General features: G+C 70.4%; 13 protein-coding genes. 6 read left to right on the top strand and 7 right to left on the bottom strand.

All coding sequences use genetic code 11. The features are described from left to right. Positions 1–765 precede the first annotated feature (765 nt). Genes VFE05_18730 through VFE05_18720 form a run of 3 tightly spaced genes read left to right on the top strand, consistent with a single transcriptional unit; the run spans position 766 to position 2,885 of the window. A complete protein-coding gene (locus VFE05_18730; protein ID HET6232117.1) occupies positions 766–2,028 on the top strand; it encodes a LeuA family protein in 1,263 nt (420 codons plus the stop codon). Further along, positions 2,025–2,405, top strand: coding sequence for an arsenate reductase family protein (locus tag VFE05_18725; GenBank protein ID HET6232116.1), 381 nt, complete (start codon positions 2,025–2,027; stop codon positions 2,403–2,405). Before VFE05_18730 ends, VFE05_18725 begins: the two co-directional genes overlap by 4 nt. 51 nt (positions 2,406–2,456) lie before the next feature. Continuing rightward, positions 2,457–2,885, top strand: a complete 429-nt coding sequence (locus VFE05_18720) for a nuclear transport factor 2 family protein (protein HET6232115.1) — start codon at positions 2,457–2,459, stop codon at positions 2,883–2,885. A 149-nt stretch (positions 2,886–3,034) separates the two neighbouring features. Here VFE05_18720 and VFE05_18715 read toward each other — a convergent pair whose 3' ends face one another. Continuing rightward, complete coding sequence (locus tag VFE05_18715; protein HET6232114.1) at positions 3,035–3,352, bottom strand: hypothetical protein; 318 nt, start codon at positions 3,350–3,352, stop codon at positions 3,035–3,037. Positions 3,353–3,811: 459 nt separating this feature from the next. Between VFE05_18715 and VFE05_18710 the strand changes: the two genes are divergently transcribed. Then, positions 3,812–4,642: a trypsin-like serine protease gene (locus VFE05_18710; protein ID HET6232113.1), complete on the top strand. Its 831-nt coding sequence runs from the start codon at positions 3,812–3,814 to the stop codon at positions 4,640–4,642. Positions 4,643–4,848: 206 nt separating this feature from the next. Here VFE05_18710 and VFE05_18705 read toward each other — a convergent pair whose 3' ends face one another. The 6 genes from VFE05_18705 to truA all read right to left on the bottom strand — a co-directional run bounded on the left by VFE05_18705 (position 4,849) and on the right by truA (position 12,185). Further along, the gene (locus VFE05_18705) at positions 4,849–5,463 is read right to left on the bottom strand and encodes a flavin reductase family protein (protein HET6232112.1); all 615 of its coding nucleotides are present in this window, start codon (positions 5,461–5,463) and stop codon (positions 4,849–4,851) included. 5 nt (positions 5,464–5,468) lie between these two features. Beyond that, positions 5,469–5,894 (bottom strand): hypothetical protein, encoded by a 426-nt coding sequence (locus VFE05_18700; GenBank protein ID HET6232111.1) that lies wholly within the window; start codon positions 5,892–5,894, stop codon positions 5,469–5,471. A 162-nt stretch (positions 5,895–6,056) separates the two neighbouring features. Continuing rightward, complete coding sequence (locus VFE05_18695) at positions 6,057–7,250, bottom strand: phosphatase domain-containing protein (GenBank protein ID HET6232110.1); 1,194 nt, start codon at positions 7,248–7,250, stop codon at positions 6,057–6,059. A gap of 211 nt (positions 7,251–7,461) precedes the next feature. Next, positions 7,462–9,003, bottom strand: coding sequence for a carboxypeptidase M32 (locus tag VFE05_18690; protein ID HET6232109.1), 1,542 nt, complete (start codon positions 9,001–9,003; stop codon positions 7,462–7,464). 360 nt (positions 9,004–9,363) lie between these two features. Continuing rightward, a complete protein-coding gene (gene purB / locus VFE05_18685) occupies positions 9,364–10,800 on the bottom strand; it encodes an adenylosuccinate lyase (protein HET6232108.1) in 1,437 nt (478 codons plus the stop codon). A gap of 581 nt (positions 10,801–11,381) precedes the next feature. Further along, entirely contained in the window at positions 11,382–12,185 is an 804-nt protein-coding gene (truA, locus tag VFE05_18680) for a tRNA pseudouridine(38-40) synthase TruA (protein ID HET6232107.1), read from the bottom strand. A 149-nt stretch (positions 12,186–12,334) separates the two neighbouring features. On the opposite strand from truA, the gene VFE05_18675 reads away from it, so the two are divergent. Next, complete coding sequence (locus VFE05_18675; GenBank protein HET6232106.1) at positions 12,335–13,546, top strand: GAF domain-containing protein; 1,212 nt, start codon at positions 12,335–12,337, stop codon at positions 13,544–13,546. After that, the coding region (locus VFE05_18670; GenBank protein ID HET6232105.1) for a hypothetical protein at positions 13,543–13,872 on the top strand (330 nt) is incomplete at its 3' end. The genes VFE05_18675 and VFE05_18670, both read left to right, overlap by 4 nt.

The following is a 13,872-nucleotide window of genomic DNA, read 5'->3' as shown; positions in this document are numbered from 1 at the left end:
CCAGACACGGCCCCGCTCTTCGGCTCCTTCCGCATCCTCGTCTCCCCACTTTCGCCGCATCCGAACGAAGCGTCCCCGCGTCACGATCAACCGCTCCACGTCCACGTCCCGCACCGGATCGACGGATCGATGCGCCGACTCCGAGCAAGGGTGCGCTCCATCTACCCCGTTCACCGTCGTTGGATAGCCAGCCGATGGGTTCCCAATGATCTGCATGTCGATTCCAGGACAGGAGATGCGGATCGTAAGACGGAAGTCGGAAGATGGTGTTCGAGAGATGATGATTGGAAGCTGGGGATCGGGAGACACCAATCTGCCGCTGGGCGCCGATCATCCGCTTGCGTCGGCTACTCGGCGGATGCGCAGCGGTTTGGCAGATGCGCGGAGGTCGATTCGACGGTGCCTGGTTGAAACACCACATCAGCGACTCGGTAGATGTGAGGCGGCTCGTCATCGGGCGTTTCCGGATGTGTCGGCGCGACCGCCACGCATCGGGCGATGCGCCGCGGCGGCGGGCGCGGCATCTGCCGAAGTGGAGATGGGTGGCGTCCCGAGATCGCAAGGTAGAACGGGTCGCATCTCCCGAATGGGCGTTTGCCACACGCCGGGCGCGGCTTGGCGGGAAAGTCGCGCGGGGAGCGGGCGCGGGTTTCGGGGGGCCGTGGCGAGCGTTAACTTCCGCCGCGAGCGGGCTCGCACGGACGAACGACCGTTCGAGGGCGCCGCAGACGTACCGCCGCATTCCATCTCATCCGTGAGGATCGCATGCAGGAGCGCGACCTGATCCACGATTGGAACACCCTGCCGGGCTGCTTCGACTACCACACCCTGCGCGTGGAGCTGAACGACGAGACGCTGCGCGACGGGCTGCAGTCGCCCTCCGTGACCGACCCGGACATCGGCGACAAGGTGCGGCTGCTGCACCTCATGGCGGACCTGGGCATCGCCTCGGCCGACATCGGGCTGCCGGGCGCCGGGCCGCGCGCGGTGCAGGACGTGGAGGCGCTCGCCCGCGTGATCGCCGACGAGCGCCTGCCGGTCTCGCCCAACTGCGCCGCCCGCACCGTGCGCGCGGACGTGCAGCCCATCGTGGACGTGTCGCAGCGCGTGGGCATCGCCATCGAGGCGGCCACGTTCATCGGCAGCTCCCCCATCCGCCAGTACGCCGAGGACTGGACGGTGGACCGGATGCTGCGCGCCACCGAGGACGCCGTGGGCTTCGCGGTGAGCGAGGGGCTGCCGGTGATGTACGTGACGGAAGACACCACGCGCGCCAAGCCCGAGGTGCTGAAGCGGCTGTACGGCACCGCCATCGCGTGCGGCGCCCGCCGCATCTGCCTGGCCGACACGGTGGGCCACGCGACCCCGCACGGCGTGCGCCGCCTGGTCGCCTTCGTGCGCGACGAGATCGTGAAGCCCAGCGGCGAGGACGTGAAGATCGACTGGCACGGCCACCGCGACCGCGGGCTGGGGCTGGCGAACTGCCTGGCCGCGGTGGAGGAGGGCGCCGTCCGCGTGCACGGCACCGCGCTGGGCGTGGGCGAGCGCTGCGGCAACGCGGAGATGGACCTGCTGCTGGTCAACTTCGCGCTGCTGGGCATGCACCAGGGCGACCTGTCCAAGCTCGCCGAGTACGTGGAGGTCGCCGCCCGCGCCTGCGAGGTGCCGCTGGCGTACAACTGGCCCGTCTTCGGCGAGGACGCCTTCCGCACCGGCACGGGGGTGCACGCCGCCGCCATCATCAAGGCCGAGGCGAAGGGCGACGCGTGGCTGGCGGACCGCATCTACTCCGGCGTGCCCGCGGGGATGTTCGGCCTCAAGCAGCGCATCGAGATCTCGCACATGAGCGGCCTCAGCAACGTGCGCTACTGGCTGAACGCCCACGGCTACGACGGCGCCGACGACGACCTGAGCCACCACGTGTTCGACGCCGCCAAGCGCGCCGCCCGCACCTTCACCGACGACGAGGTGCACGGCCTGTGCGCCCAGCACGCCTCCACGCGCGCCGCCGCCGGGGCCGCCTCGTGACCGCCCCGGCCGAGGACAACGTGGGCGGCGTGGACGTGTTCTGGCTGCCGTACTGCACCACCTGCCAGAAGGCCGTCGACTACCTGCACCAGAAAGAGGTGCGCATCGGCTCGTTCCGCGACCTCAAGGAGCAGCCGCTCACCGAGCCCGAGGTGCGCGAGCTGGCCCGCAAGGTGGGTGGCGTGGACAAGCTCTTCTCCAAGCGCGCCATGAAGTACCGCGCCCTGGGCCTCCACGAGCGCGAGCTCTCCGAAGACGAGATGGTGAAGCTGATGAGGGAGGAGTACACCTTCGTCACCCGCCCCGTGATCGTGAAGGGCGAGCACGCGACGGCGGGATTCAGCGCGAAGCGGGTGGATGCGCTGGTGGGCTCGTAGGCGGGTACGGATCGGCAGCGACACTTCCACGCACCGGAGCGGAGGTTCACCATGTCGGAACAGCACGAGGCGTTGATCCGCCGGTGGTTCGACGAGGTGTGGAACCAGCGGCGCGGAGAGGCGATCGACGAGATGATGGCCGATGAGGTCGAGGCGTTCGGATTGCCTGCGCCAACGCATGGCCGCGAGGCGTTCAAGCAGTTCCACCAAGCTTTCCTCGCAGGCTTTCCCGCCCTCTACGTAACCGTCGAAGAGGTGATCTCGGAGGGTGATCGGGCCGCGTACCGTTGCCGGCTGAAGGCCACACACCGGAACGGTCACACTGGCGAGGTGGACGGTGCCGGCTTCGTACGTATTCGGGACGGGCAGCTCACGGCGGGACACAACATCTGGAACTTCCACGAATTGCTGGAGCAACTCGAGGCAATCCCGCCGAATTCGGTGATGAACGCGGTCCAAGCCGGTGCTCCGGCAGCGTAGCGGCTCGCGGTAACGTCGGCCTGGCCGCTGCGGAGCGCACTACAGTACACGATGGAAACGACCCGCGCGGCCACTGGCCGTGCGGGTCTTCTCTTTTGTGCTCCACCACGCTGCCCATTCCTGCCCGGGCGTGCTGGCGTCTGCCGGGCTCAGTAGTAGCCTGGCGAGCAGGAGCAGGTCTCGATGGGGATGCAGGTGCATGGCGAGGTCGCGGCGCAGCCGGATGCCTCGGCGACGCCCGCGGGCTGGGCGGGCATGAGCACGTCGCCGCAGCCGCAGGTGCAGGTGTCGATGGGGATGCCGGTGCACGGGTCGTCGGAGTGGCAGTTGCCGCAGTCGCTGTCGCCGCTGCCGTAGCCGAGCACCGCCACTCTCGCGCCGTGCACGGTGCCCGTGCCGTAGCGCACGGCCGCGGTCTCGAACGTCTCCACCACTAGCGCATCCATGTCCAGCCTCAGCTTCCGCATGCAGCCCTCCTCGCGTGACGGGTCGTTGCGCCGGCGCTCCTCCACCGCCCGCGCGGGATGGCACATGATTGCCGCCGATTGCCGCGAGGTCAAGCGTCCGCCCTTCGCGCAGACCCTACGACGCGCGATCATCGTGAGGATGGATGATGGGGCGCCGCCCTGGTTTGGTGCGTATGCGCTTCGTCCCGGTGCACACTGCCGGAAGCTTCGATGTTCAGGATCGCGGCTCGGAGGAAAGTGATCATTGGTTGGAAGCCGATACGACGAAGCGTGTGCGATCTGCGCATCCGCCGTACGCGTAAGGGGATAGACGTAGGATGCGTGGCCAGGACCACGCGGCGGAGTGCCGCTCGGAGCGGGCGGCTCGAGCGGGTGCGCATCTTCGGCCCCGTGCGTGCAATGGAGCGGCGGCGCAGGCCACGCCTTCCCGTTGCACCCTCACCCCTCCCGGAGCCAGCCATGCGACTTGCACGATCCGCCGCCGCACTCGCCGTATTCCTCCTCGCCGCCGCGTGCGCGGACCAGTCGCCCACCGCCTCGCCGCGCGACGGTGGCGCGAGCCGCATCGTGAACGGCACGTACGCGGGGAATTCGTACCCGAACGTGGGCGCGCTGCTGGTGGACTTCGACGGCAACCACGTGCTGAACGGGAACGACGAGGACTGCACCGGCAGCCTCATCTCGCCCACGGTGTTCCTCACCGCCGCGCACTGCGTGGAGTTCCTGCCCGCGAACGCGCAGCTGTACGTGTCGTTCTCGCCGGACCTGTACGCGAGCAAGATCGGCGTGATCGCCGCCACCGGATTCCGCTTCGACCCGCTGTACGGCCACGACACGGCGAACGAGCACGACCTGGCGGTGGTGTTCCTGCCCGCCTCGGCCACCAAGGGCATCACGCCGCTCAAGCTGCCGCCGGCCGGCTACCTGGACGCGCTGGGCGCGCAGAACGGGCTCAAGGACGTCGTGTTCGTCAACGTCGGCTACGGGGTCAGCGCCAGCCGCACGGGCGTGCCCAGCTTCGGGTACGACGGCCGCCGCAACGTGTCGAAGTCGCCGTTCATGTCGCTGCGGCCGTACTGGCTGGTCCTGAAGATGAACACCGCCGCCACCGGCGAGGGCGGCGACTGCTACGGCGACTCCGGCGGCCCCAAGTTCATGGACGGCAACACGTCCATGATCTTCGCCACCGTCACGTCCGGCGACACCAACTGCCGCTCGACCACGGTGGACTACCGCCTGGACACGGATTCGGCCCGCGGCTTCCTGGGCCAGTTCGTGGCGCTGCCGTAACGCCGCGCCTCGACCGATGCACGGCGGTGCTCCCTGCGCATCCGGGGGAGAGGCCGCGGCGGAGATGAAGACGTGAAAACGAGATCGGCCGGGGAGGAATCCCCGGCCGATCTCGTTTCCATCTACCATCCGATCGTCGATCTACATCGTCCCGTCACCCGTCCGCATCCGATGAGAGCAGAGGACGTGCGCCGGCCGAGGCGGGGCTACACTTTGGGCCGCGCGAGGGCGGGCGTGTCGCCGATGGTGGAGTAGAGGTCGCCCCACAGGCGCGCGAGGGGGCGGAGCGATTCGGTGCTCACGAAGCGCGACTCGTCCACCATCAGCAGCGTGCCGGAGAGGCGGACGCGGACCACCTCGCCGATGACCAGCGTGTTGGGCGAGCCCTCCAGCTCCACGTCCTTGAACAGCCGGCACTCCAGCACCGCCGGGCAGGTGGCGACGTACGGCGCGGCCACGGCCTCCGCCTCGGCGAGCGGGACGCCGGCGAGGGCGAACTCGTCGACCTCGGGACCGTACTCGCCGGAGGTGGCGTTCATCTCCGCCATCTGCGCCTCGGTCGCCACGTTGATGCAGAAGGCGCGCGTCTCCAGGATGTTGCGCAGCGAGTCCTTGGGCCCGTGCGGCCGGTGCCCGATGGAGACGCCCACCAGGAACGGCGTGGCCGAGATGGCCGCGTAGTAGCTGAATGGCGCCAGGTTCGCCGCCCCCGCCGCCGAGCGCGTGGACACCCATGCGATGGGCCGCGGCACCACCAGCGAAGTGAGCAGCTGGTAGCGCTCTCGCGGCCCGAGCGAAGCCGTGTCGAGGACGGTGGACACGCGCCCTATCGCGCCTGGCCCGTGCCGCTCATCGTGCGGCTGGAGAAGACGCCGCGCCCGATGGCCGTGATGCCGCCCACGATGAGCAGCAGCGCGAGCACCACACCCGCGAGCGCCATCCCGTACCGCCGTCGCGGCTCGGCGGCCTTGCGCGACAGGACGGAGAGCCCGTGCGCCGCAGCGGCCGCGAGCACCATCATCATCAGGTGGCCCATGAGCGCAGGGTAGAACACCCCGGTCGCGACGAGCCCGATGCCCAGCAGGATCTGCAGGTCCAGCAGCCCCACGAACGCGGACATGACGATGCGCGCGCCGCGGTCGTGCTCGCGCCGCGTCAGCAGCCCGAAGCCCAGGTAGACGATCGCGACGAGGGCCGCGAGCAGCACGAGGTAGCGGAGGCCGGAATGCGCGTGGAAGAGGAACGAGGACATGCTCTGCCGTGGATGGGGTGAGGCCTGCGGGCCTTCGGGAAGGGCACAATCTAGCCACCGTCCGCTGTCGCACAATGCAGCGCGGGCATCCGCATCGGCGTCTCCTCGCACGCCGTCGAACGGGCGGCGTCAACCCGTGCTCAGAGTCGCCCGGCGCCGCCGTCAGCCCGGTGGGTCGGTGCTCAGCGCGTCGTTGGTGCGGGCGGTGCCGGGCTGCGTGGGCTCCGTCGGCACGTCCGCTGCGGCGCGGTGGCCGATCTCCGGGAGCGCGGCGGGGTCGATCCAGCCGCGGCGTGCGGCGTCCTCCGCCGCGGCGAGGGTGTCGTCGGCAAGGACGAGGGTGCCGCCCACCTGGCGCAGCTCGTCGCCCAGCTTGCGGATGAAGTCCGCGCGGGCGGGCGCGGGCGTGACGTTGCGGATGTAGACGCCCAGGATGCGCGACGGGTTGTCGTGCACGACCTTGGCGTAGATCTCCGGGTCCTCCTGGCCGCTGTCGCCGATCAGGATGAACGGCAGCGCGCGGAACGTGTCCATCACCCGGCGGATCTGCTCCAGCTTGTGCCGCCCGTGGCCGGTGGGCAGCACCTCGTCCGCGTTCAGCCCCCAGTCGCGCAGCATGAGCGGGCCCACGGGGATGTCCTGCAGGGTCAGGAACTCGGTGAGCAGGTCGTGAAGGTTCCACGGGCTGCTGCTCACGTAGAAGACCGGGTTCGCCGCGGCGCCGCCCATCCCCCGCTGGAGCGCGCGGTAGAACGCGGCCACGCCGGGGAAGGGCACTCGCGTTCGCGCGTTCGCCAGGAAGACGTTGCGCACCATCCGCAGCGCGTTCGTGGCGTCGGTCCGCACCACCGTGTCGTCCAGATCGCTGATCACGCCGAAGCGCGCATCTGCCGGAGGGACGAGGACGTGCGCCGGGATGGGCGCGGGCGGGTCGGCGGCGTCGACGGGGTGCAGCAGCGCCATCTCCACGTCGTGCCAGAGGCGGCCGGCGGGGAAGGCGGGCCGCGGCTCGATCCACGCCTCGAAGTAGCCCTCCTCGTCGGCCGTCACCTCCTGCGAGCTGCCGGGGTAGCGGACGAGCACGCGCGCGCCCGGCACCTCGTCGCTCTCGAAGCGCTGGATCATGCCGGCCAGGTTGATCAGCACGCCGTCGCCCTCGGCCGCGGCGGGGAGGGGAAGGACGCGGAGCACGCGCCCCTTCACGTATGCCCGCTCCGCCGTGCCGAAGCCGCGGTACGCTTCGATGCGCGCCGGGCGGACTCCGCCGACGGCCGTGCCCAGCCGCTCCTTCTGCCGGTCGATGTTGGTCTCCACGCGGCTCGCGAACTCCGTCAGCCGCTTCTTCCAATCCGCCATCCCAAGCTCCGTCCGTGTGTTGATCGACGCGCGGCGAGATGCCAGATCCGCGCCCCGCATCTACCGGATCCAGCGGGAGGAAGATTCAGACGGCGGAGCATTCGAACAGCTGGAGGAAGGTCGCTGGATGGGATCCGGTCGCATCTCCACTCGCGAACTCCTGGCCCACCGTCATCCGTCCATCGACCGAACGCCCGGATTTTCGCCGCGATCAGATACCGTAGATGGGGCGCAGCTTGGCTTCGAGGTAGCGGACCAGGGGCTCGTGGCTGAGCGGGGCTCCCGAGACACGCTGGCACAGCTCGGGAGCGGTGTAGCGGCGGCCGTGCCGGTGGATGTTCGTGCGGAGCCACGCCAGCAGCTCACCGAACTCGCCGCGGCGCACCTGATCGTCCAGCTCGGGGAGCGCCGTGCGGATGGTGCTCCAGAACTGCGCCGCGTACAGGTTGCCCAGCGTGTACGTGGGGAAGTAGCCGATGGCGCCCATAGACCAGTGGATGTCCTGCAGGCAGCCGCGGCGGTCGTCGGGGACGTCCAGCCCCAGGTCGCTCTTCACGCGGTCGTTCCAGGTGGCGGGCAGGTCGGCCACGGCCAGGTCGCCGGTGAGCAGCGCCCGCTCCAGGTCGAAGCGCAGCATGATGTGCAGGTTGTACGTGGCCTCGTCGCTCTCGATGCGGATGAGGTTGGGCTGCACGACGTTCATGCCGCGGTAGACGGTGTCCACGTCCAGCCGCTCCAGCGCGGGCTCGGAGAAACCGGCCTTCATCTTGGGCAGCGCCCATTCCCAAAAGGGGCGGCTGCGCCCGATCAGGTTCTCCCAGAAGCGCGACTGGCTCTCGTGGATGCCCATGCTGGCGGCCTCGGCGAGCGGCTGGCCCAGCATCTCCGCCTTGGGCAGGCCCTGCTCGTACAGCCCGTGCCCCGTCTCGTGCATGCTGGCGTTGAGGGCGCCGGCGAACTCGTCCTCGCGGTAGCGGGTGGTGAGGCGCACGTCGCCCGGGCCCACGCCCTCGCAGAACGGGTGCGTGGACACGTCCAGCCGGCCGGCGCCGAAGTCGAAGCCCATGCGCTCCAGCACGCCGCGGTTGAAGGCGACCTGCTTCTCCACGGCCAGCGGCGTGTGCTGCCAGGACGTGTCGGGCTGGCGGCCGGACGCGGCGATCTCGCGGATGAGCGGCGTCAGCTCCGCTCGCAACGCCCCGAAGGTGCTTCGCAGCCCGGCGGTGCTCATCCCCGGCTCGTAGTCCTGGAGCAGCGCGTCGTACGCCTCGCCGCCTTCGGGGATGCCGTAGCACTCGGCGCGCTCGCGGTTCAGGCGCACCACCTTCTCCAGATAGGGCGCGAAGGCGGCGAAGTCGCTTCGCTCGCGGGCGTCGCGCCAGGCGTGCATGCCCAGCGTAGTCACCTCGGCGAACTCGCGGACGAGCGCCATGGGCACCTTGGTGGAGCGGTCGTAGTCGCGGCGCAGGTTGCGCAGGTTGGCGGCGGCGCCCTCGTCGGCCATCAGCCCGGCGTCTGCCTCGCAGGCGGCGATCAGGTCGCCCATGCGCGGCGAGGTGCGGCGCTCGTGGATGAGCGACGAGAGCAGCGACATCTGCTCGCCGCGAAAGGCCGCCGCCTTCTCCGGCATCATCACCTCCTGGTCCCACCCGATCAGCGCGCCCACGGAATGGAGCGTGGCCGATTCCCGCAGCAGGGTCTTCAGCTCGGCGTACGGGGTCTGCGCTTCGGTGGCAGCCGTGTTCTCGGACATGGGAGGTTCTCCAGGCGCACGGCACGGCCGTGACGGGTTCGGCGGATTCGGGGGATGGGTTCACTGCGTCGATATTCATCCACCGACCTCATCCGCCGGTGGATGTACGGCTTGCGAGCGCGAAGATTATACGCCTCTCGCGAGTGCCGAGATAGAGGCTTACGAGTGAGATGCGACGTCCTCGTTTTCTCATCCCGAGTCCGCGACCTGCGGTTCATGGCAGATGCGGCAAGCGCCGCGCGGACTACAGTCCACGCGGCGCTCGGCACTTCTTCCATCAGCGTCGTGCAGCTTGCATGGCCGGTCGCCCGGATGCTGCTCGGCGTCGTCTCTCGCAAGGCGGACGGAACCGGTTCGCCCTCACACCCGAAGCTCGGGCGCGGCCCCCGCGGCTTCGTCGGGGTAGCGGTCGAGGACGGGCTGCACCCATTCGGCCAGGAACTCGTCCACCTGCTCCGGGGCGCGGCCCACGTACAGCTCGGGCCGAAGGTCTTCCTCCAGCTCTGCCCGGCTCACGCCGAACGCGGCGTCCCCGGCGATGCGGTCCAGGAGGTCGTTCGGCCGGCCGTGCATCTTCACCTCGTGCCCCGCGGCGATGGAGTGCACGCGCACCTTCTCGTGCAGGTCCTGCCGGTCGCCGCCGCGCTTGGCCGCGCGCATCATCAGGTTCTCGGTCGCCATGAAGGGAAGCTCGTCCATCAGGTGCCGCCGGATCATCTCCGGATAGACCACCATGCCCGATGCCACGTTGTGCATCAGCAGCAGGATGGAATCCGCCGCCAGGTACGCCTCGGGCACGGCGATGCGCTTGTTGGCCGAGTCGTCCAGCGTGCGCTCGAACCACTGCGAGGCGGCCGTGAACGCGGGGTCCATCACGAGGGTGATGACGTGCCGCGAGAGGGCGTTGATGCGCTCGGACCGCATCGGATTTCGCTTGTACGCCATGGCCGACGAGCCGATCTGGTGCTCCTCGAACGGCTCCTCGACCTCCTTCAGATGGGAGAGCAGCCGCACGTCGTTCGCGAACTTCGAGGCGGACTGGCCGACGCCCGAGAGCGTGGCGAGGCACGCCGCGTCGGTCTTCCGCGTGTAGGTCTGCCCGGTGACGCCGTAGACCTTCTCGAAGCCCATCTTGTGCGCCACCAGCCGGTTGAGCTGCTCCACCTTCGCCCCGTCGCCCTCGAACAAATCGAGGAAGGATGCCTGCGTGCCCGTGGTACCGCGGATGCCCCGGAAGCGCAGCGTGTCCAGCCGGAACTCCACCTCTTCCAGGTCGAGCAGAAGGTCCTGGATCCACAGCGTCGCGCGCTTGCCCACCGTCGTGGGCTGCGCGGGCTGGAAGTGCGTGAAGCCCAGCGTGGGCAGGTCGCGGTGCTCGCGCGCGAACTTCGCCAGCTCCGCGACCGTGGCGACGAGCCGCGAGCGGACGATGCGCAGCGCCGCGCGGTGCTGGATCAGGTCCGTGTTGTCGCCGATGTCGGCGCTGGTGGCGCCCAGGTGGATGATCGCGCGCGCCGCCGGCGCCTGCTCCCCCAGGTGGTGCACGTGCGCCATCACGTCGTGCCGCAGCTGCCGCTCCAGCTCCGCGGCGCGCTTCAGGTCGAACGTGTCCACCTGCTCGCGGAGCGCCGCCACCGCCTCTTCCGACACCGGCAAGCCCAGCTCGCGCTCCGCTTCGGCGAGCGCCAGCCACAGCTTGCGCCAGGTGCCGAACTTGAAGTTGGCCGAGAACACGTACGACATCTCGGGAGATGCGTAGCGTTCCGTGAGCGGATTGGAATATCGGTCGTTGGACATCGGTCCGGATTCTCGGGAGATGCGAGGCATCGTGCGTGAGATGCCGAAGGCCGCGCCGGGGTGCGGATGCCAAGCCGCGCCGCCGAATCGCCGATCAGGCCCCATCGGCATCCATCATCGGACAGCAGCGGTGCAATCCCGGCGTGCAGAGAGCGCGTCGAAGCCGCGAATCGCCCTGGCGGCTGAAGCCGCGGGCTACAATGGCGCGAAGCCCGCCTGCGCGGGCTGCTGCCGTATCTTCAGTGCGCACATTTGGCTTCTGCTCTGCCGCGCCTACGAACTGCGGTCGCCCTGCGGACGAGGTTCCTCGCGTCCGCGCCGATTCCGCTCTACGCCCCCTCCCGCAGCGCGCAACGCGAGTCGCCACCGCATCGGCGACGAGGAGGCGTACTCGACCCATACCCAGCCGGAGCATGCGCGAATGGCGTTCCTTCCCCCGCTTGCGGGGGAGTCGTCCACGAGCTTCGCTCACCCTAGCGGATGAAAGTGTTGCTACATCGCCACTTCGGCGAATTCGCGAAGATCACTTTCTTTTCAGGGCAGGCGAGCCTTGCGAGCCGGGTGAGCCGGGTGAGGGCCCCTCACCCCACCAGCCGCGGCCCCGGCCTCTCACGGTCGCGGATGATGGCCGGGTACGTCACCGCGCGCAGGAACAGCCCTTCGGGCGGCGCGGGAGGCGAGGTCTCCTGATCCTCGTCGTTGGCGAGGAGGAGCTGCATCTCGCCCTCCGGCCGGTGGCCCAGGCCGATGTCCACCAGGGTGCCCACGAGGTAGCGCACCATGTGGTGCAGGAAGCGGTTGGCGGTGACGTGGAATTCCAGCCCCAGGCCCTCCCAGTCCGCCCACCGCGCCTCCGTGACCGTGCAGCGGTCGCCCCGCTCCTCCTGGCCCGCCTTGGCGAACGCCCGGAACGAGTGGTCGCCGATGATCGCCTCGGTCGCGCGCTCCATCGCCCCCAGCTCCACGGGGCGGGCCAGCGCCCAGCACCAGCGCGCCCGGAACGGCGAGTCCGCCTCGGGCGAGAGGCCCACGCGGTACACGTAGCTTCGCGAGATGGCGTCGTAGCGCGGGTGGAAGCGCGGCGCGGCGGCCATGGCCTCGCTCACCCACACGTCGTCCGGCAGCAGCGCGTTCATCGCGCGGTGAAGCGCGCCGGGGCTCCAGCGCACGGGCACGTCCACGGCGGCAACCTGGCCGGTGGCGTGCACGCCGCGGTCGGTGCGGCCGCTGCCCAGCACGGTGCGCGGGCCGTCGGTGAGCTTGGCGATCACACGCTCCAGCTCGCCCTGCACGGTGCGGCGGTCGGGCTGCACCTGCCAGCCGTGGAAGTCGCGGCCGTCGTAGTGGACGGTGAAGCGGATGCGGTGAAGGTCGGCGTTCGTCACGGGCGGTAAGCTAGGGGGGCGGGGCGGGGTGTCAAGCGAGCGGAACATGGCCCGCCGCGGGCGAGCGCCGATTGACACGCAACAAGGTGTGGTCTAGAATCCAAAGACTTGCCCCAGAACAGTTTTCCCGCAGCGGCACCCGTCTCTTCATGCACTTCTCCGCCCGGCTCCACGACGCGGTGGACACCGACACCGTCCTCCGCCGCTTCCTGCCCGTGCTGGCGGGCGAGCGCGGAGGCCGCCGCGTGGCCTATGCCGAGTACGACGCCGCCACCGAAGCGCTCGTCCACCGCTGGAGCACCCGCCCCGACGCGTCGGGCGAGGTGGACGACGCGCCGCTCTCGCTCGAGCCCTCGCGCATCCACACCCTGCTGGCCGACGACGCAGGCGGCGACCGTCCCCTGCGGCCGGCCGACGGCATGCCGGGTTGGGTGATGAAGGACCTGCTGCCGGGCGTGGACGCCGACAAGCACTGGGTCCACGCCCGCTCCATCGCCCACGACGGGCGCTGGCTGGGCGTGCTCGTCGTTGCCTCGCCCCGCCGCTGGTGGCAGGCGAAGCGCAGCGACGAGTCGGTGCAGGCGGGCGGCGACGTGCTGGAGCTCTGCCTGGGCCGCGCGTACGCGCTCCGCGGCACCGCGCCCGCGCCGGGCGGGCTCGCCCTCGCCGCGTCCGAGCGGCTGCGCGCCACCGAGCGGGAGGCGCGGGAAGCGCGCGAGGCGCTGGACGCTATGAGCCGCAAGCTCGCCGCGATGGAGGACGCCGCGGGCGCCGCGACGGAGATGCTGATGGATGCGCACGTGGAGCTGGACCGCCGCTCGACCCGCGGCCGGCGGCAGACGCGGCTCCTCTACCTCCTGCGCCGCCTGCTGGAGCGCAACGCCGAGGGCATCGCCCCGCAGGAGCTGGCGGGCGAGATCGTCCGCACCGTGAGCGAGGCGTTCGAGGGGCATCGCTGCTCCATCCTCCTCCTCGACCCGCACGGCGGCACGCCCGAGCTGCGCGTGGGCGCCGCGATCGGCTTTCCTAGCGCGGTGGACTACGAGCTGGTGCGCATCCCCGTGGGCAGCGGCATCTCCGGCGAGGTGGCGCGCAGCAGCAGCGGCGTGGTCGTGCGTGACGCGCAGGAGGCCGGGGCGCACGAGCTGGTGCGCGACGAGTGGTACACGGGTACCGCCTTCGTCTCGCTGCCGCTGGCCTGCCGCGGGCGCGTGTCGGGCGTGCTCAACCTCACCAACTTCCGCGAGGGCACCATCGACGACGCGGAGCTGGAGCAGCTTCGCCTGGTCGCCCTCTGCGTGGGGCTGCTGGTGGACCACGCCCGTCTCGCCGACCGTCTCTTCGGCTCGGTGACGGCGTGAGCGCGGGAGATGCGCAGCCGGCCGCGGACCTGGGCGACCTGATCCGCCTCGCCGCCGCGCGCCCGCTCACCGCGGCCGAGGCGGAGCGCGCGTTCGGCGAGGTGATGGAGGGCCGCGCATCTCCCGTGCAGATGGCGGCGCTGCTGGTCGCGATCCGCGTCCGCGGCGCCGTCCCGGCCGAGGTCGCGGGCGGCGTGCGCGCCCTCCGCCGGGCGATGATCCCGGTGGTCCCGGTCGACGGCGACGGGCTGGTGGACACGTGCGGCACGGGCGGCGGTGCCGTCACCACCTTCAACATCTCCACCGCGGCGGCGCTGCTGGCCGCG

This window comes from Longimicrobiaceae bacterium (genome assembly GCA_035696245.1).
Classification (GTDB): Bacteria; Gemmatimonadota; Gemmatimonadetes; order Longimicrobiales; family Longimicrobiaceae; genus DASRQW01.
This window is presented reverse-complemented; position numbering and strand designations above follow the sequence as displayed.